18 protein-coding genes are annotated in these 17,892 nt (G+C 62.1%); all 18 read right to left on the reverse strand.

Going from position 1 to position 17,892, the window contains the following annotated elements; all coding sequences use genetic code 11:
• Positions 1–5: 5 nt before the first annotated feature.
• Positions 6–770: an AAA family ATPase gene (locus L6Q21_RS15035; protein ID WP_237831572.1), complete on the reverse strand. Its 765-nt coding sequence runs from the start codon at positions 768–770 to the stop codon at positions 6–8.
• Positions 715–2,631: an AAA family ATPase gene (locus L6Q21_RS15040; protein WP_237831573.1), complete on the reverse strand. Its 1,917-nt coding sequence runs from the start codon at positions 2,629–2,631 to the stop codon at positions 715–717. Before L6Q21_RS15040 ends, L6Q21_RS15035 begins: the two co-directional genes overlap by 56 nt.
• Before the next feature lie 65 nt (positions 2,632–2,696).
• A complete protein-coding gene (locus tag L6Q21_RS15045) occupies positions 2,697–3,821 on the reverse strand; it encodes a hypothetical protein (protein WP_108130987.1) in 1,125 nt (374 codons plus the stop codon).
• Positions 3,818–4,582: a hypothetical protein gene (locus tag L6Q21_RS15050; RefSeq protein WP_108130986.1), complete on the reverse strand. Its 765-nt coding sequence runs from the start codon at positions 4,580–4,582 to the stop codon at positions 3,818–3,820. The genes L6Q21_RS15045 and L6Q21_RS15050 overlap by 4 nt, the downstream gene beginning before the upstream one ends.
• Positions 4,576–5,583, reverse strand: coding sequence for a MarR family transcriptional regulator (locus L6Q21_RS15055; RefSeq protein ID WP_145693913.1), 1,008 nt, complete (start codon positions 5,581–5,583; stop codon positions 4,576–4,578). The genes L6Q21_RS15050 and L6Q21_RS15055 overlap by 7 nt, the downstream gene beginning before the upstream one ends.
• A gap of 58 nt (positions 5,584–5,641) precedes the next feature.
• Positions 5,642–5,863 (reverse strand): DUF2274 domain-containing protein, encoded by a 222-nt coding sequence (locus L6Q21_RS15060; protein ID WP_108130984.1) that lies wholly within the window; start codon positions 5,861–5,863, stop codon positions 5,642–5,644.
• A 2-nt stretch (positions 5,864–5,865) separates the two neighbouring features.
• Positions 5,866–6,966 carry a TraB/TrbI/VirB10 family type IV secretion system protein gene (locus L6Q21_RS15065; RefSeq protein WP_472908852.1) on the reverse strand — a complete coding sequence of 367 codons (1,101 nt, stop codon included), beginning with the start codon at positions 6,964–6,966 and terminating at the stop codon, positions 5,866–5,868.
• A gap of 29 nt (positions 6,967–6,995) precedes the next feature.
• The gene (gene trbG, locus L6Q21_RS15070; RefSeq protein WP_237831575.1) at positions 6,996–8,009 is read right to left on the reverse strand and encodes a P-type conjugative transfer protein TrbG; all 1,014 of its coding nucleotides are present in this window, start codon (positions 8,007–8,009) and stop codon (positions 6,996–6,998) included.
• Entirely contained in the window at positions 8,006–8,689 is a 684-nt protein-coding gene (gene trbF, locus L6Q21_RS15075) for a conjugal transfer protein TrbF (RefSeq protein ID WP_472908853.1), read from the reverse strand. Before trbF ends, trbG begins: the two co-directional genes overlap by 4 nt.
• Before the next feature lie 2 nt (positions 8,690–8,691).
• Positions 8,692–10,059 carry a P-type conjugative transfer protein TrbL gene (gene trbL, locus L6Q21_RS15080; RefSeq protein ID WP_237831577.1) on the reverse strand — a complete coding sequence of 456 codons (1,368 nt, stop codon included), beginning with the start codon at positions 10,057–10,059 and terminating at the stop codon, positions 8,692–8,694.
• Between the two features lie 3 nt (positions 10,060–10,062).
• Positions 10,063–10,350, reverse strand: a complete 288-nt coding sequence (gene trbK-alt, locus L6Q21_RS15085) for a putative entry exclusion protein TrbK-alt (protein ID WP_237831578.1) — start codon at positions 10,348–10,350, stop codon at positions 10,063–10,065.
• A 20-nt stretch (positions 10,351–10,370) separates the two neighbouring features.
• Positions 10,371–11,153, reverse strand: a complete 783-nt coding sequence (gene trbJ, locus L6Q21_RS15090) for a P-type conjugative transfer protein TrbJ (protein WP_237831579.1) — start codon at positions 11,151–11,153, stop codon at positions 10,371–10,373.
• Positions 11,154–11,155: 2 nt separating this feature from the next.
• Complete coding sequence (gene trbE, locus L6Q21_RS15095) at positions 11,156–13,606, reverse strand: conjugal transfer protein TrbE (protein WP_237831580.1); 2,451 nt, start codon at positions 13,604–13,606, stop codon at positions 11,156–11,158.
• Positions 13,607–13,616: 10 nt separating this feature from the next.
• Positions 13,617–13,898 carry a VirB3 family type IV secretion system protein gene (locus L6Q21_RS15100; RefSeq protein WP_015740165.1) on the reverse strand — a complete coding sequence of 94 codons (282 nt, stop codon included), beginning with the start codon at positions 13,896–13,898 and terminating at the stop codon, positions 13,617–13,619.
• Complete coding sequence (locus tag L6Q21_RS15105) at positions 13,898–14,230, reverse strand: TrbC/VirB2 family type IV secretion system protein (protein WP_010336161.1); 333 nt, start codon at positions 14,228–14,230, stop codon at positions 13,898–13,900. Before L6Q21_RS15105 ends, L6Q21_RS15100 begins: the two co-directional genes overlap by 1 nt.
• Positions 14,227–15,207 carry a P-type conjugative transfer ATPase TrbB gene (gene trbB / locus L6Q21_RS15110; RefSeq protein WP_237831605.1) on the reverse strand — a complete coding sequence of 327 codons (981 nt, stop codon included), beginning with the start codon at positions 15,205–15,207 and terminating at the stop codon, positions 14,227–14,229. Before trbB ends, L6Q21_RS15105 begins: the two co-directional genes overlap by 4 nt.
• Before the next feature lie 146 nt (positions 15,208–15,353).
• Complete coding sequence (locus L6Q21_RS15115; protein ID WP_237831581.1) at positions 15,354–15,815, reverse strand: ribbon-helix-helix domain-containing protein; 462 nt, start codon at positions 15,813–15,815, stop codon at positions 15,354–15,356.
• A 14-nt stretch (positions 15,816–15,829) separates the two neighbouring features.
• A complete protein-coding gene (locus L6Q21_RS15120; RefSeq protein WP_237831582.1) occupies positions 15,830–17,818 on the reverse strand; it encodes a conjugal transfer protein TraG in 1,989 nt (662 codons plus the stop codon).
• Positions 17,819–17,892 lie beyond the last annotated feature (74 nt).

Consider the following 17,892-nt stretch of genomic DNA (forward strand, 5'->3'; position numbering starts at 1 on the left):
GGACATCATGCGGCCCTCTCCTGGCGGGTACGAATGTCAGTGATCCAGTTCGCTAGCGCGCTGATTTCGCTTTCGATCATCGCCGCTGAGGGCAGGCGGGGATTGATTTCGCCGGGCTGACTATGAAGGAGCGCGGAGCAACGGCCGAAGGCCTCACGCATCGTGGCGTAATCGGTATCGGTGAGGATGGTAAGCTTGATCAAGCCGGTCGTATCGACTTTGCGTGACAGGCGACGGATCACCGGTCCGACCACCTCTTCTACCGCCCGTTCCCAACAGGTGCGAAGCTGGTCTTGGAAGGATGTCACCTCCCGCAACCATTTCGCCTGATCACCGCGCTCGTGGTGGATTTTCACATTCGTAAGGTGTGCCTTCATTCCGTCTATCACTTTATCGAGCGGCATGACGCTGGCTGGCGGGTCTTGATGACAGAAGCCGGAATTGTCGGCGCCACGACTGATGAGCCGGTAGGCGATCGGCGTTGCTTCACGGTCCTTGGTTGCCCGGCAGGCCTCCTCAAGTAGAAGCAAGAAGGCCATGTCGTGTGTGAACACAATCACCTGCCGTGTTTCGCCCGCTTCGGCCAAGCGTGCGGCGACCCTATCACGGTGCAGGTGGTCAAGAGAGGACACGGGATCGTCGAAAACGATCGCCGACTGCGCGTCGATGGTCGACAGCTCGGCGAGGAAAGCGGCGAGCGCTACACATCGATGCTCACCTTCGCTCAAAACCTTGCCGACGGGTTCGCTCGGCTTGTTGATGAGACGCACCTGAAAGAAGGGCACCCCCCGCTGAGGTCTTCGCCTGTTGAAGCTCGATGGCGAGGCCGGCAACGCCGAGCTTGTCGACTTCAATCGCGAAGCGGCCACGCAGGCGATTGGTGACAAGAGCCTGCGCGATACGGGCGCTCTGCGTCGTGATCTTGTTTGTGGTCGTTTCCTTACTGGCCTTTTCCAGGGCCTCGATGGATTTGCAGCGTTCAATTTGGGCAAGGACGTCGGCTTGCACGACGCCGAGCCATTTCCGGTCGGCCAGGCCGTCTCGCTCGATGATAAGGGAGGCACGTTGGGGAGAGCCTACCTCCGATTCCAGGCCTTCGATCCGCGTCGCAATCCCGACCAGCACATCACGCAATTCCTCTGGCGCAGAGATCGCGTCCGGCGGCAATGTGTGCAAAACCTCGCTTGCGTGGGTTCGAAGTACCGCCCGTAGCCGCCAGGACAGTTGGACGATCTGGCGGCGAAGGATCTTAGCCAACTCGTCGTGGCCGATATCGTCGCGGATCAGCGCGAGGAATGAAGGCAGATCCTTCATGGGGAAACTTTGCGACGATAGCTCCTCCAGCAAATCGTCATAAGCCACGCCAGCTTCCTCTTCACGGCGCTTGCTTTCGTCTTGGACGAAGGCTTCGAAGCTGCTCAGTCGTTTGACGGCTTCCTCGCCGAGCGGCTGTTGGCACAGGACGCAATGGGCATCCGGGCCTGTCACGGGGAAAGGCTTTTCTGGATAGGCCGCTTCGCGTGAATAGGTTCGAGCAGCTTCCCAGAGGGCTCTCCAGATATCCGAGCCAATGTCCGGCAGAGGTTCCGCGGCGAAAAGATCGTCGGATGCAGCCAATGCCGCCGCTCGCGCAGTTGCAAGACGCCCATGAGCCTCACGGAGCGCGGTCCGGTTCTGCTCAGAGGCGGCGGTGGTCAACTTGCCGATCTGTTCGATCACTGCATTGATGCGGGTTTCCTGAGTCTGGAGTTGACGGACGGTCCGGGCTGGATCGCCAGCGAGATCGGTAATGAGGGTTTGAAGCCGCGCGTCTTCCTGCGCGTTCAGGCCAGCCAGTTTCTCAATTGCGTCGGGTTTGGTCTTTCCGGACAAGCCGGCGATCATCTTGCCGACCGCCGTATCCGGCTTGCATTCGGGTTTTGAGAGGACGGCGGGCGTTTGCTGTTGCAGCTTATGGATTTCGGCCGAAAGTTCGGCTTTCACATCCTGGCACGCCTGCGCGAGACCGGCGAGAATGCGGAGAGGAAGGGGCGTATAGGCGAGATCGTTGGTGTTCTCAACATGGACATTGGCGGTCCGGGAGTCGAAGACGCTGACGGCGGACAGCATAGGATCGACTGCTCCGCCCTGATTCCACGTCGCGTTTCGCTTCTGGCCGCCGATGAAAAAGTCGATGCTGGCAGTCGGTACGCCGCCTGCACCGGCATAGATATTTGGAAGGATGGCATCACCCTTCGGTGAGCGTGCCCGGCAAAGCTGCTTGAGGACGCGGGCATATCCTGATTTGCCAGCACCGTTGTCACCATAGATCACGGTGAGGCCGGTCTTGCCGAAGGACAGCCGCTCGCCTGGCGCGAGCGCGTTCACATTCGACAATCCATGCAAGGATCCGAGGTTGACGACCGCATGGCTTGCGGCAGGGTCACGGATGTGGGTGGCATCCAGCGGAGCTGCGGGAGTGCCGCCCTTGCAGACCGCAACGAGCGCCGTGACATCGGCAGGTTCTAGCTTTGTCTGGCCGCACAGCCGACGCAAGGCGTCGCGCTGCCAGCCGGGCAGGTCGACTGACCATTTCAGTATGTCTGCAAGCGCCGCAGCCTCGTTCGAGAGGTCAGTCTTCTGTTGATCCATCGTTCGGTCCCCCATGGCTCCGTCTTCAGCGGTCTGCCATCTGATGTTCTATTGTCGCCACCCCGTCATGCGCCGCCGACAATGCGTTTTTCCGCGCCAAGCGGAATGATCCAGCCGCCTGCGCCGTCGCGGCGCGCAAAGTCATCAGGACTGGCCTTCGCGGCCAAACGACCGCGAATGGTGTCCGCTTCGCCATCGATTGCCGCGCGGACCAGATCCCGATCGATGCCGACGAAAACCGGACGAAGGTTAAGCCGGGCCAACGCCTCCTGATCGACGGCGCTGGCGCTTGCATCGGTGATCGGACCCGCGCGTGTGACGATCCCGCCAACCAGGCCGCCGATATCGCCGTCCTTCTCGACTTCGCTAATCACCGCATTGTCCAAGGTGGCGCGGGCTCGGGCCGAAGTGTTTTGCAAGGCACGCGGGAGGGCCTGCCGTGTCAGATCACGCAGCGCTTGGGCGAGTTCTGCATGGCCGAGGTGTTCGATCATGCTGGCGACATGCAAGCGAAGCAGGCCTACGAAAGGGGCGTCCTTGTCTTGCGGGTCGATGGCCTCGCCCATGTCGACCGGATCGTGAACGGAAAGATATGCGTCGGCCGGGCTGGGACTCGCCACGCCCCAGCGCGTGGCAATAGCGATCCTCTTCACCGTAACCTTGCGGCCTTTGACCGTGAGGTCGATCCGTCCGGCTTGTGTCCAGGCGCGGGAAAGCGCCCTCGCTGTTCCGCTTGGGTCGTGGCAGCCCTTGGCCTCTGCGATCGTGAGCGAAGTCAGATCGGATTTGCACGCGATCCAGTCGGGTAGGTCGCCTCGCGCGAGGCGCTCGATCTTGGCGCGTTTGCGTCGATCAAGATCGACGACACGATTACCGAGATGGGCAAAGATGGAGAGGTCAAAGTAGCGTTCAAGATAGGCGCGGGCGACGAATCTGCCGAACAGACCCGATAACGCGACCTTCACTTCACGAGCTTGCCCGAGCGGCTGCTTGAAGATGAAAGGCGTGCCTATGCCGGTAGGCGATAGCAGCGCATCGAGAATCGACCATGCGCCGTAAGCGGCGCCCGGCGTTTGAAGCACCTCGCGAATGCCGGCATCCTCGATCTCGGAGACGTCCAATGTGATGGTCGCCCCGGGGGCTGGGTCCAGCGATGGCGGAGTAAAGCTGTAGATGAAGGTTCGACTCATGCATCGACCAACTTGTAAACAGACCTGAGAAGGGCAATCGCCTCGTCGCGGGTAAACGGCACGTTGAGCGCTTTTGGATCAAGAGTGTCGTCCGCCGCTGCCAGGTCAAGGAAGCGTCGCATGTCGTCGCGAATTTGATCGGGCAAGGTGATCGAGGCATCGCCAGGCAGAAGCTGGGTCAGACGAAGTACATCATTGCGGTGCTTCTTGATGTTTTTGCTGTCGATCCTGTCCCCGGCTTCGGCCCGTGCGGACAGATCGAGAAATGCCCGCGCCTTGAATGGGATGAGAAGTGTTTCATCGATGACGGTTACGCCCTCGATCTTCCGCTTCGCGGACTGCAACGCTTCATAATATCCGTCGTCGAGCAGAATGGCCGAGAGGCTGACGATGTCTTCCTCAACCGGGATGGGGGTGAGTTCCGCATTTTCCGGAAGGTTGAGGGTCCCCGGCCTGCGGGAAAACAGCTCAATCATGAAGGGGAAGCTCTGATCCGACGGTTTGTGGAAGCGGTAGAATTCCTTGTCGCCGGTGCTGCGCTCGCGTGCCTGGTAGCCACCCGCATCCAGAAACGCTTTGAAGGCTGTGCCGAAAGCGGCATCGACCACCTCAACGCAGAGCACCATGTCGATATCCTTGGTAGCCCTAAAATCGAGACCGGCTTCATCGAACAGGAGGTCACAGGCCGCCCCGCCGATGATGGCGTAGTGGTCCTCATGGCCAGCGAAGTACTTCTGAAATTTATCAATGCCAGCTACCAAGGTAGTTTCTCCAAAAGTCGATCCGCAGCCATGGCGACACGCTCGTCGCGATGATCCCGGAATTGTGCGTACAAGGACAGGACGTCCACGGTGTTTGTGTCGGACAAGGCGGCTGGATCGTAGGACCACGTCTCGATGATGCAGTCGGCTTCTTCGCGGTCAGTTTCAACAAGGTCAGCCGCCTGCGAAATCGCTTTCCAGTCGCTGGCGGCGACGGCGAAAGTGTCGATACGGGGGCTAGCCAGCTCCGTGAGGTGGGATAGCGCCGTTTCCCCTGCCAACTTCAGGTGTGCGCTGAAGGCGCTCCCACGCACGAATTTCATGGAACGAACCGGACTGCGGAGATGTGGTGTCGCTTCCTCCAGGAGGCGTCGCCCTTCCGCCTTGAAGCTAATGTGCCTCTCTTTCCCATGTCTGACGGTTTCAGCGAGACGGGCGGCCACCAGGTCATCGAACGCTCGGCCGATTGACATTGCCGAATAATGCAGCCGTTCGGCTAAGGCGGACGGCGTTGCCAAATTCCTGTCGAGATGCAGAATGTGATGGAAAAGAACCGTTTGAGCAGCGGGCGATAGTCCTGCCACTTGCCGGCGGCGTGGGGCACGAAAATGTTCGCGTAGGTCGATCGCCAAATCCGGGATGTAAAGCTGGTTGCCAGGAACTATGAAGGGGACACCTTGACCGATTAGCCGCGCCCTGTTGTGCGCGGTAATGCTCATGGTCGCGAAAACCACCGTGGCGTCGGTGACATTGCGGATGATGTCGATGTGCTTAGCGATATCTGCCGGTGTACCTGTATCTCCGAGCTTGGCAGCGATGATGCAGTGGTGCCCGAGAATATATGTTTCATAAAGCCTGTAAGCTCGCCCGACAAACGACGGCAAGCTGCGCGTACCCTCGAATGCACGAACAACGATGCGAGCATGAAGCAGTTCTTCCAGATAGCGCTCCAGCGCTTCCAGAAACTGCGAATCACTTATATCGAGATCTTTTCCTAACATGGTAACGCACACTAACATTGATGACGTTACCGTTCAATGTCGCCGTTATCGTATCTTCTTATCCTCTGCCCCTTCGAGCCTTCGCGAAGCCACGGTCCGTGGCAATGAAACGCTCCAGCATCGGCACGATAAGCCGGACGGGATCAGCAGCGGGCTGGCCACTTTCGCGGGCCAGCACCTCTGCATAGGCGATCAGATCACGGTGGAGCGTGCCCGGCAGTTCAACCGTCACTTTGACGGGTTTGTCTTCAACGACTGGGCCGAGTTTCAGCTTTGTCATGGTCAGTTCCTATAGGGTTCGAGTACCAGGTCGCGGGTGACGATGACCCTGACGGGATAGCCCGGTCGGACGGTCAAGGTCGGCGCGACCTGCAACTGACGCTGGACGATTTGCTGCCCGGCCTGATTGATGGTGTCCTGTGCGCCGTCGCGGATGGCGCGGATCAGACGGTCTTCGTCGTCGGTCGCCAGTTCCGTGCCAATGCCGAGCAGCGTGGACAGGCCCGCTGCTTTCATCAGATCCCACCAGTGGTAATCGACGCCATCCTCCAGACCGGCATAGCCGGAAGCGTCCGCGCCGGGCTGGCGCTCCAGCACGATCGAGCGGCCATTGGGCAGGATCAGGCGGTTCCAGACCAGCAGCACACGGCGCTGGCCGAACTGCACACCGGCGTCATACTGGCCGATGATGCGCGTTCCCTGCGGGATCAGGAGCAGCGCGCCGGTCGGGCTATCATAGACATTTTCCGTGACCTGCGCGGTGATCTGGCCAGGCAGATCCGAACGGATGCCGGTAATCATTGCAGCCGGGATCACGGCCCCTGCCTGAAGGATATAGGGCGACACTGGCACCATGATCCGATCCATGGCAACGGTCTGGCGATCCACCGGACCATTCAGAAATGCCGTATGGCGGTCCTGCGTGGCGGGCTGATCGCCAAGGTCAAGACCCGCAAGGCCCGGCATATTGGAGCCAAGTGTCGTCGCTGATCGCTGCCCCGACTGGAAGAACACGGTGCTAAGACGTGCAGCTTCCTCTTCGGCAAGACGACGTTCCTCGGCGGGGTCTCGGGCTGGTGCTGCCATAACCGGCGGCGTAACGGGCTGCCCCCTGTTCTGGGCGTCGAGGATCGGGCCGCCGAGGTCGCCCGGCAAAGCTGGACCCAGGACGGGGCCGGTATAATCGCCCGGCAGACCAGCTAGCCCGTCGGCTGTGGGGCGGTTCTCGGTGGAATAGAGTTCCTCGCCATTTCCACCCATGTCGCGGGTCTGGAGCGCATAGATCAGTGCGCCGCCAATGCCGAGGAGCGCGACAGCTCCAACGCCAGCCAGCATCTTGCGTGACAGGCGGGTGACGCGCGGCGGCTCGGCGCGCAGGCGCATAGGAGGCGCGTTGGTGGTGGTCTCGTCGCTCATGACGGATTCTCCCCGGTTTTTGCGGGCTGGGCTGCCTGCCTTTGTTCAACGCGGACGATCCTGACGGTTTGCTGGCGATCACCGCTGCCAAGGCGCAGTTCGGCAGCACCGAACAGGCGATCCACGATCAGGATGTTCTGGTGAATGCGGCTGTTGACGATCTGCGTTTCGCCCTCGGAGCCTATGACGAAGATCGGCGGCATCTCGCCCTGCACAATGCCGCGCGGGAAGACGACATAGACACGGCGGCCGTCGTCGAAGACGGAGATGGGGCGCCACGGTGGCGTGTCTCCAGTCAGTCCGTAGCGATAGTTGCGGGCCGTCTCGACAGGGATGATGGGGGCTGCCGGAACGGTCACGCGCTGACCGGCAGGTAGCGCGGGATAGGCCCAGGCCACAGCGGGCATATAGAGCGCCGCGCGGGCGCGAAGCTCAATGAGATAGACGCGGCGATCCGTGCTGATGACAAGATTGGTGGAAATATCCTCACGGGTCGGTTTGACGAGGATATGGACGCGGCGGCTTGTACCCGATCCACTTTCTGTATCGCCAATGATCCATCGGGCGGTGTCGCCTGCTGCAATCGGTCCCGCGCCGGTCAGGCTTTCGCCGGGTTCAAGCGCGATTGTCGTGATCTGCCCCGGTGCGGCATAGACCTGAAACAGCGCCCCTTCCGACCAGGGGTAGATCTGGATGGCGTTGTAGTAGCCCTCACGCCGTGGTTCGACACGGGCGGCGGCATTGGCGTTCTCGACGCGGCCAGTCGGTGTCGCTGCAACGGTCCCGCCGCGCGCCACAGTCCATGCCGGCGGCGTGTGCAAAGGCCGGGGGCGGTCATCGGTAAGGGCTGCCGGCACCACGGGCAACGCGGGTACATCGGCATCATAGCTGAACTGCGGGGTGCGGTTGGTGGCGCAACCGGCCAGCATGGTCGCTGACAGCAACAAAGCCGCCAAAGCGGGTTTACGGAAAACCGGCAAGCCGGAATCACGGACTATATTGCGGGTCATTGGCTCATCTCCCGCGACCATGAAATCGCATTGACGTAGATGCCGAGCGGATTGGCACGCAGACGTTCAGCATCGCGCGGCGTCTGGATCACGATGGTCAGGATCGCCGTCCAGCGTTCGGTGGTGGAGAGCTGGCCGTTTTCGTAATGGCGCTCCGTCCAGGCGACACGGAAGCTGTCATTCGAGGCGCGGATCACCGACGACACCTCGACCGCAATTTGCTGCCTGCCGACCTTGGTGAAAGGGTCATTGGCACGGGCATAATCATTGAGAGTTGCCGCACCCCGATCCGTGGTGAACTCATAGGCACGCAGCCAGTTCTGCCGCACGATGATGGCGTCAGACGGGATCGAGCGCGTCTGCTCGATGAAGCGGCCAAGATGGAAGGCAATCTGCGGATCGGTCGGGCGATAGTCAGCCACGGCGGGCGCAACGGCCTGCGACTGGCCGAGATTATCGACTTGCACCACCCAGGGCACGACCGTCCCGCGCGCCGATTGCCAGACAAGGGCGGCGGCGAAACCAGCCGAGAGGATCAGCGAGCCGAAGGCCATGATGCGCCAGTTCTTTGCCTGCACGCGGGCCGAACCGATACGTTCGTCCCATGCCTGGGCAGCTTTCTGATAGGGCGTCTCGGGTTCGGGCGATTTGCCGTAATGGGCAGATGGACGTTTGAAGATGTTCATGAGCGGTCACTTTCAGAAAGATTGATGGAGGAGCCGCCGCCATGGCTGTCGCCGGAGCGCACGGCATGGGCGGCCATCGACGTGCCGTGGCTGAGTGTCTGTTTGCGCTGCATCTGCCTTGCCCATGCCGGAGAGCCGCCAGCCTGTGCGGCGGGTGACGCCGCCGCGCTTGCTGCCTCGCCCGCACCTCCGACTGTTCCAGCCGTGGAAGAGCCGCCACTGACGCCGAAACCGGCGCGCGCTCCATCAGAAAAGCTGGACTTGATGCTTTCGGAGGCTTTGGAAGCCGCGCGCTTCAGGGGCGATGCGGCGGCGGAGCCTGCCGCACGGGCAACACCGCCCAGACCGGAGGCGACACCGGCAGCGCCGGACTGGCCAAGTGAACCGACACTGTAGGCGGCGCTCACCGCACCTGCGGCGGCGGCACCACCCCGAACGGCAGCCGCTCCACCAGAGAGCGCAGCGGCTCCTCCCTTCGCGGCCATCCCTGTGGCGGCACCCCCGGCAAGCATCATGCCGCCTGCGGCAAGGCCGGTTCCAACGGCGGCACCTGCGCCAAGCTGCGGGCCGCCGGAAACGAGACCGGAAGCGATGCCGGGACCGAATATGCCGAGGCCGAGAAGGGAAAGGGCCGCCAGCACGATTGCCATGGCATCGTCGATGGTCGGCGTCACGCCGCCGAAGCCTGCCGTGAACTGTGAAAACAGCGTCGAGCCGATACCGATGATGACGGCCAGAACCAGCACCTTGATGCCGGAGGACACGACATTGCCGAGAACGCGCTCGGCCATGAAGGCGGTCTTGCCGAACAGGCCGAAGGGGATCAGCACAAAACCGGCCAGCGTGGTCAGCTTGAACTCGATCAGCGTGACGAAGAGCTGCACGGCGAGAATGAAGAAGGCGAGCAGCACCAGCACCCAGGCGAACATCAGGCAGGCGATCTGGATGAAGTTCTCGAAGAACGACCAGTAGCCCATCATGTCGGAGATGGATTCGAGCAGCGGGCGACCGGCATCAAGGCCGGTCTGCGCCACCTTGCCGGGCCGCAGCAGATCGGCGGCGGAAAAGCCGGTGCCCGACCCCTTGAGGCCCAGACCCGCAAAGCTGTCGAAGATGATCTGCGCGAGATTGTTCCAGTTGCCGATCAGATAGGCGAAGACGCCCACGAACAGCGTTTTCTTGACCAGCCGGGCGATGATGTCGTCATCTGCACCCCAGGACCAGAATAATGCCGCCAGCGTCACGTCGATGACGATCAGCGTGGTGGCGATGAAGGCGACTTCACCTCCAAGCAGACCGAAGCCACTGTCGATGTAGCTGGTGAAGACTCCCAGGAAATTGTCGATGACGCCGGTGCCGCCCATGGTTCACTCTCCCCCGTTCTGATGCGGGGCGGCGGGCACCGGCGTCCGGCCGAGGAACCGGTCACGGTTCTCGGCCCAGGTGGCGAGGCAGCCGGGATCGTTCACGGCGGCCTCGCCTAACTGCTGGCAACGGCGCAGGCTCTGGCGCAGCGGATCGGCAGAGGGCTGAAGCGATGGAGCCGGACGGTTCTGCGCCGGTTCATCCTCGCGGGTCATTTCGATCACCGTGGCGGTGATGGCGATAGCCACGAATATGATCGCGCCCAGCCGTGCCAGCATCTTGCCGTCCATGTCGCGCTCCTCCTGTCCGGTCAGTTGTTGCCGTTGCCGAACATCCGGGCATTGCCGGGCTGGTAGCCCGATCCCGGTGTCAGGAAGCGCTCGCGCTGCACGCGGCCCTGTTCGGCGGCGGTGGCACGCTCGGCCTCGATCAGCGCCTCGGACCGGCCATTGGCCGACATCAGCGCGATCAGGTCGGAAAGTTGCTGCGACTGGAGAGCAAGAAGCTGATTGCCCGCCTGCGTTGCCTGCAAGGCGCCGGTGGCATTCTGGCTTTGGCCGATCAAGGCCGACATTTCGGCGCGGTTGGTGTCGATATTGCCGACCACGCCGGCCTGCACGCGCATGGCATCCTGCAAACCGCCAACTGTGTTCTGCCAGCGCGAACGGGCATCTTCGACAAGCTGGGTGTCGGTGGCAGAGAGCGAGACATTGCCGTATTTCTGTTGGAACATCTGATCGACGTTCTGCACGTCGAAGGCGATGTTCTGCGCCTGGGCCAGAAGCTGCTGGGTGCGCTGGACGCTCTGCTGCAAGGTCTGGAGCGAGGAATATGGCAGGCTGGTCAGGTTACGCGCCTGATTGATGAGCATCTGCGCTTCGTTCTGAAGCGAGGTGATCTGGTGGTTGATCTGCTCCAGCGTGCGCGCGGCCGTGAGCAGGTTCTGCGCATAGTTGGTCGGGTCATAGACGATGCGGCCGAAACCGAACTGTGCGTGGGCCGGACTGGTCAGCATGGGCGAGAATGCAAGCGGCGCGGCGAGCAGTGTTGCCGCCATGAGCATGGCCCGGGAACGGGAAAAACGGATCGTCATGGTCAGGACTCCTTTTCGGTCTGGGGGATGAGATTGGTGAGATCGGGGATCAGCTCCGCCGCCCATTCGACGCCGCGATCGCGCAGCCAGGCGGCGAGGAAGCCCTCCTGCCCATGCTCGGCGACGAGATCTGCAATGCGGGTCTGATCGGTTTTGGATGATGCGGCGCAGAGCGCGAGGCCGACTTCGGACAGGCCCAGCTCGAACAGGCGGTTGCCGCGGCGCGACTGGCAGTAATAGTCCCGCTTGGGTGTCGCCCGCGCGAGGATCTCGATCTGCCGGTCATTGAGGCCGAACCGCCGATAGATCGCAGTGATCTGCGGCTCGATGGCCCGTTCATTCGGCAGAAGCAGCCGTGTCGGGCAGCTTTCGATGATGGCGGGCGCGATGTTGCTCCCGTCAATGTCCGAGAGCGACTGCGTGGCGAAGATAACGGAAGCGTTCTTCTTCCTGAGCGTCTTCAGCCATTCGCGGAGCTGGTTGGCGAACCCCTCATCATCCAGCGCCAGCCAACCTTCGTCGATGATAAGCAGGGTTGGCCGACCATCGAGCCGGTCGCCGATCCGATGAAACAGATAGGCCAGCACAGCCGGCGCAGCTCCTGTGCCGACCAGTCCCTCGATCTCGAAGGCTTGCACATCGGCGTGGCCGAGGTGTTCGGCCTCGGCATCGAGCAACCGGCCATAGGCACCACCGATGCAATATGGTCGCAACGCCTGCTTCAGGTCATTCGATTGCAGCAGGACAGCAAGGCCGGTGATGGTGCGCTCGCCGACGGGTGCAGATGCCAGCGAGGTCAGCGCCGTCCAGATATGCTCCTTCACCTCCGGCGTGATGGTCATGCCCTCACGCATCAGGATCGCAGCGATCCAGTCAGCGGCCCATGACCGCTCATAAGCATCACCAATTCGCGCTAGCGGTTGCAGGGAGACGGACACTGCCGATCCCTCGGTCAACCCGCCGCCGAGGTCATGCCAGTCGCCGCCCATGGCCAGCGCGGATGCGCGGATCGATCCCCCGAAATCGAAGGCGAAGATCTGGCTGCGTTCATAGCGGCGGAATTGCAGCGCCATCAGCGCCAGCAGCACGGACTTGCCCGCGCCGGTCGGGCCGACGACGAGGGTATGGCCCACGTCGCCGACATGAAGGGAAAGCCGGAACGGCGTCGAACCTTCGGTCTTGCCATACAGCAAGGGGGGCGCTCCGAGGTGTTCGTTCCGTTCCGGCCCCGCCCACACGGCCGATAGCGGGATCATGTGGGCAAGGTTGAGCGTCGAGATCGGTGGCTGACGGACATTGGCGTAGGCATGTCCGGGGATCGAGCCGAGCCAGGCATCGACGGCATTGACGGTTTCGGGCATGGCCGTGAAATCGCGGCCCTGAATGATCTTCTCGATCAGACGCAGCTTCTCGTCGGCAATCCGCGGATCAATGTCCCAGACGGTGACGGTCGCTGTGACATAGGCCATCCCGGCAACGTCAGCGCCGAGTTCCTGCAAGGCCATGTCGGCATCGAGCGCCTTGTTGGACGCATCGGTATCCACCAGCGCCGATTGTTCGTTGGTCATCACCTCCTTGAGGATCGCGGCGATGGATTTGCGCTTGGCAAACCACTGGCGGCGGATTTTGGTGAGGAGCTTCGTTGCATCCGTCTTGTCCATCAGAATGGCGCGGGTTGACCAGCGATACGGGAACGCGAGCCGGTTCATCTCGTCGAGCAGGCCAGGCGTAGTCGCGGTAGGAAAGCCGATGATGGTCAGGATGCGCAGATGCGCGTCACCAAGGCGCGGCTCCAGTCCGCCGGTCAGGGGCTGGTCGGCCAGCAGCGCATCGAGGTGCATGGGCACTTCGGGCACGCGGACGCGATGACGGTTGGTGGAGATGGAGGAATGGAGATAGGTCAGCGCACCGGTATCATCCAGCCAGCGGCATTCCGGCATGAAGCCGTCGAGCAGCGACAGCACGCGGTCGGTGCGGTCGATGAAGCCGCGCAGCAGCTCATGCGGATTGACACCAGATTGTTCGCGACCTTCATAGAGCCAGGTTTCGGCACGGGCGGCGTCTTCTGCAGGCGGCAGCCAGAGGAAAGTCAGGAAATAACCGGACACGAAATGTGTGCCCGCTTCCTCGAACCCGGCCTTGCGCTCCGCATCGACCAGTGCGGAGGCCGCATCTGGAAACTTGCTGTCGGGATAGGTCGCGGCCTCGGAGCGTTGTGCCTCGACGAAGATCGACCAGCCCGAACCCAGACGGCGCACGGCGTTGTTGATGCGACCGGCGACCGCAACCAGTTCGGCAGCGACAGCAGAATCCAGATCCGGCCCGCGAAACTTCGCGGTCCTCTGGAAGCTGCCATCCTTGTTCAGCACAATGCCTGGGCCAACCAGCGCTGCCCATGGCAGATAGTCGGAAAGGCGAGCGGAGGTGCGGCGATATTCGGTGAGGTTCATCATGCGCGCGCCCTCACACCGACAGATGACCGGGGATGCGCAGATGCCTGCGCCCGACCTCGACGAAGAGCGGGTCGCGTTTTGCTGCCCATACCGCGAGGAAATGACCGACCGCCCAGATGGCGATGCCAACCAGCCAGAGACGAAGGCCGAGGCCGACGGCCCCGGCCAGCGTGCCGTTGACAATGGCGATGGAGCGCGGTGCGCCGCCGAGCAGGATATGCTCGGTCAGCGCCCGATGGACCGGGATCGAAAATCCCGGCACCGCGTCGAGCTGTTCGAGGCCGCCCGCCATCAGATGAGCGCCCCGCCGCCGAACGAGAAGAACGACAGGAAGAAGGAGCTGGCGGCGAAGGCTATGCTGAGGCCGAAGACGATCTGGATCAGGCGGCGGAAACCGCCCGAGGTATCGCCGAAGGCCAGCGCCAGGCCGGTGGCGATGATGACGATTACCGCAATGATCTTGGCGACCGGCCCTTCGATCGACTGAAGGATGCTCTGAAGCGGCGCCTCCCACGGCATGGAGGAGCCGGAGGCGTGTGCGGCGGGCGCCAGCATCAGGCTGATGGAAACAGCGGCGGCGGCGGTTGCCATGATGCGGCAGCCGCGCGAAATCGTGCGGATCATGAAGGGTCTCCTTTTGAGGTGGTTGCAGGGGTGATGGCGTAATCGCCGTCCGGTCCCAGCCCATCGACGCGGGCGAGTTCGACCAGCCGTCGCGACGATCCGCGCCCGGCAAGGACAGCAACAAGGTCGATGGTCTCGGCGATCAGCGCGCGCGGAACCGTGACGACGGCTTCCTGAATGAGCTGTTCGAGGCGGCGCAGCGCACCGATGCCAGAACCGGCATGGATGGTGCCGATGCCTCCGGGATGACCTGTGCCCCAGGCTTTGAGCAGATCGAGGGCTTCGGAACCGCGGACCTCACCGACCGGAATGCGATCAGGGCGAAGGCGCAGGGATGAACGGACCAGATCGGAGAGCGTCGCCACGCCATCCTTGGTCCGCATGGCCACGAGATTGGGCGCGGCGCATTGCAGCTCGCGCGTGTCTTCAATGATGACGACGCGATCCGAGGTCTTCGCCACCTCGGCCAGCAGCGCATTGGTCAACGTGGTTTTGCCGGTGGAGGTGCCGCCTGCGACGAGGATGTTGGCGCGCGTGGCGACGTTCAGGCGCAGCACTTCGGCCTGAAGACCGGTCATGATCCCGGCAGCCACATAATCGTCGAGCGTGAACACCGCGACGGCGGGTTTGCGGATGGCAAAGGCGGGTGCCGCGACAACGGGCGGCAATAGACCCTCGAACCGTTCGCCGGTTTCGGGCAGCTCTGCTGAGACGCGGGGTGCGCGGGCGTGAACCTCCGCGCCAACATGATGGGCGACGAGACGCACAATCCGCTCGCCATCGGCAGCGGACAGCCTCTCCCCCGTATCGGCCAACCCTTCGGAAAGCCGATCCACCCAGATACGACCATCCGGGTTCAGCATCACCTCGACCACACCGGGATCTTCCAGAAACCGGGCGATGGATGCCCCAAGCGCGGTGCGCAGCATCCGCGCGCCACGGGCAATCGTTTCCGGTTTTTGATGTGATGCAGTCATGGCGGCCCCGTTCATGACGGGGCGCGCAAAAGACGAACCCCGGATCGGGGTCGATTAAAAGAACCTGATTTTGGGCTGTTTCAACAGATGTTTACGCGCGTGCGGCCATCGGCGGAGCCTGGCGGTGAATAGGACGGGTTGCAATCCTAGATCCCATCGCCGTCACCTTCGGTTTTACCCCCCGGCGAGGTGTCGTGTAGCGCAGCCATGTCGTGCGATATTTCTTTGAGAAACCTGTCACCGTTGGCGAGGCGCTTACCAAGGGACTGCATGAATCCCTCGAAACGCTCGTTTCCTTTGATGCGCGCAGATTGTTTTGCACTGTCTGGCAGCGGCGGCGTGAGGGTCAGCCAGAATTGTACAAATAGCGAGAGGGTTTCGCCCAGCACGGCAATATCCTCGTCCAGCATGTCGAACTGACGGCCAAGCTTGTCCAGGCGGCGCGACATGGCGGCTTCCAGCCGTTCAGTCGTATCGCCTGACATGAAGGATGCCACAGCAGCCTCGATCACGGCGGATTTCGAGACATTTCGGCGCAAGGCCAGCGCTTCCACCTGTTTCAGCAGAGCGGGATCGAAGTAGACATTCATGCGGGTGCGCGTCGTCATGCCTGTCTCCGATCTCAAAGCTCGATGCCGTCATTTGGGTCAAGTGACGCCTGCCGCGCCACCATGCGCATACGCTGGCGCATGTCACGGGCCTTGGCTGCATCGACGTCCGGCTCATCATCGAGGAAATCGAACTCCTGCGATGGTGGCGGAGGTGGCGAGATGATTTCCTCATGCTCGGGCAGTTCCGGTTCACGCCGGATACCTGCATTGGCCGGATCGTCATCGGATGTATCTGAGGCGGAGACATTGCCGGTCGCAGCCGCAACAACGCGGCTTGTCCAGTCGTCCTGCGCCGATGTGGTGATGTTCACCGGCTGCTTGCGCAGATCGGGCGGCGACATCACCCGCTCCTGAAACCGCGCATCAGCATAGTAGCGTGCCTTGGCCGCACGGATCGGCGGCACCCCCGCCACCATGACGATCTCGTCGGTGGGTGGAAGCTGCATGATTTCGCCCGGTGTCAGGAGTGGCCGCGCCGTTTCCTGCCGCGACACCATGAGGTGCCCCAGCCATGGCGCGAGGCGGTGGCCGGCATAGTTGGTGGAATCCCGCATTTCGGTTGCCGTGCCGAGCGCATCACTGATCCGCTTGGCGGTGCGTTCGTCATTGGCCGCGAAGGCCACGCGCACATGGCAATTATCGAGAATGGCATTGTTCTGCCCATAGGCACGCTCGATCTGGTTGAGCGATTGGGCGATCAGGAACGCTTTCAGACCGTAACCGGCCATGAAGGCGAGCGCCGATTCAAAGAAATCCAGCCGCCCCAGTGCGGGGAACTCGTCCAGCATCAACAGCAGCCGATGCCGCTTACCGGAGTTTTCCAGTTCCTCGGTCAGCCGCCGCCCGACTTGATTGAGGATGAGGCGGATCAGCGGCTTGGTGCGGTTAATGTCCGAGGGTGGCACCACGAGATAGAGGCTGACCGGTTCCTTCGCACCGACCAGATCGGCGATGCGCCAGTCGCAGCGTTCAGTCACGCGGGCCACAACCGGATCTCGGTAAAGACCGAGAAACGACATGGCGGTCGAAAGCACGCCGGAGCGTTCGTTCTCCGATTTGTTCAGTAGCTCCCGCGCAGATGAGGCAATGACGGGATGCACAACGGCTTCGCCCAGATGCGGCGTGTCCATCATAGCGCGTAAGGTCGCCTCGACCGGACGGCGCGGATCGGACAGGAAATTGGCGACACCCGCCAGCGTCTTTTCCTTCTCGGCATAGAGAACATGCAGGATCGCGCCGACGAGCAGGCTGTGACTGGTCTTTTCCCAATGGTTGCGTTTGTCGAGGCTGCCTTCGGGATCAACGAGAATGTCCGCGATGTTCTGCACATCGCGGACTTCCCATTCACCCTGCCGCACTTCCAGAAGCGGGTTGTAAGCTGCCGAATGCACATTGGTCGGATCGAACAGCAGGGCACGGCCATGAAGGGAGCGGAAACCTGCGGTCAGATTCCAGTTCTCGCCCTTGATGTCATGGACAATGCAGCTTCCCGGCCAGGTCAGCAGCGTCGGCACGACTAGGCCCACGCCCTTGCCGGATCGGGTAGGCGCAAAGCACAGCACATGCTCGGGGCCGTCATGACGCAAATAATCCTTGCTGTGCCGCCCCAACACGACGCCATCCGGGCCGAGCAATCCGGCCGCATGGATTTCCTTATCCTCGGCCCATCGCGCCGAACCGTAGGTGGCGACATTGCGCGCTTCCCGTGCCCGGATGATCGACAGGAGAAAGGCGGCGGCTATGGCAAGAACAGCCCCGGACGTGGCGATGAACGCGCCTTCGGTAAAGATGCCGGGCGCATAGGCGTCATAGGAAAACCACCACCAGAAGAAGGCCGGTGGATAAAAGAACGGCCATCCGGCAATATCGAACCAGGGATTGCCGAGCTGTGGCTGGAAGCCGAGCCGGAAAGCCACCCATTGCGTTGCTGCCCAGACCATCACCACGACGATGGTGAATACGACGATGATCTGGCCCCAGAGTATTCGGCCTCCACGCATATAGACTCCAATCGGCAAAATAGACGGAGGCGATCAGAGAATGGTCGTTTTCGCGAGGTGCAACAGCAAAGGTG

Source organism: Sandaracinobacteroides sayramensis (assembly GCF_022014495.1).
GTDB lineage: Bacteria > Pseudomonadota > Alphaproteobacteria > Sphingomonadales > Sphingomonadaceae > Sandaracinobacteroides > Sandaracinobacteroides sayramense.

What these genes read in the sequence shown, in the direction of transcription:
- trbE (WP_237831580.1), bottom strand. Translation starts at nt 13,606, where the DNA reads ATGATGAACCTCACCGAATATCGCCGCACCTCCGCTCGCCTTTCCGAC.
- L6Q21_RS15100 (WP_015740165.1), bottom strand. Translation starts at nt 13,898, where the DNA reads ATGGCGGGCGGCCTCGAACAGCTCGACGCGGTGCCGGGATTTTCGATC.
- L6Q21_RS15065 (WP_472908852.1), bottom strand. Translation starts at nt 6,966, where the DNA reads ATGCGCCTGCGCGCCGAGCCGCCGCGCGTCACCCGCCTGTCACGCAAG.
- L6Q21_RS15120 (WP_237831582.1), bottom strand. Translation starts at nt 17,818, where the DNA reads ATGCGTGGAGGCCGAATACTCTGGGGCCAGATCATCGTCGTATTCACC.
- trbJ (WP_237831579.1), bottom strand. Translation starts at nt 11,153, where the DNA reads ATGACGATCCGTTTTTCCCGTTCCCGGGCCATGCTCATGGCGGCAACA.
- trbG (WP_237831575.1), bottom strand. Translation starts at nt 8,009, where the DNA reads ATGACCCGCAATATAGTCCGTGATTCCGGCTTGCCGGTTTTCCGTAAA.
- L6Q21_RS15040 (WP_237831573.1), bottom strand. Translation starts at nt 2,631, where the DNA reads ATGGATCAACAGAAGACTGACCTCTCGAACGAGGCTGCGGCGCTTGCA.
- L6Q21_RS15060 (WP_108130984.1), bottom strand. Translation starts at nt 5,863, where the DNA reads ATGACAAAGCTGAAACTCGGCCCAGTCGTTGAAGACAAACCCGTCAAA.
- L6Q21_RS15115 (WP_237831581.1), bottom strand. Translation starts at nt 15,815, where the DNA reads ATGACGACGCGCACCCGCATGAATGTCTACTTCGATCCCGCTCTGCTG.
- L6Q21_RS15045 (WP_108130987.1), bottom strand. Translation starts at nt 3,821, where the DNA reads ATGAGTCGAACCTTCATCTACAGCTTTACTCCGCCATCGCTGGACCCA.
- trbK-alt (WP_237831578.1), bottom strand. Translation starts at nt 10,350, where the DNA reads ATGGACGGCAAGATGCTGGCACGGCTGGGCGCGATCATATTCGTGGCT.
- L6Q21_RS15105 (WP_010336161.1), bottom strand. Translation starts at nt 14,230, where the DNA reads ATGATCCGCACGATTTCGCGCGGCTGCCGCATCATGGCAACCGCCGCC.
- trbL (WP_237831577.1), bottom strand. Translation starts at nt 10,059, where the DNA reads ATGGGCGGCACCGGCGTCATCGACAATTTCCTGGGAGTCTTCACCAGC.
- trbB (WP_237831605.1), bottom strand. Translation starts at nt 15,207, where the DNA reads ATGACTGCATCACATCAAAAACCGGAAACGATTGCCCGTGGCGCGCGG.
- L6Q21_RS15055 (WP_145693913.1), bottom strand. Translation starts at nt 5,583, where the DNA reads ATGTTAGGAAAAGATCTCGATATAAGTGATTCGCAGTTTCTGGAAGCG.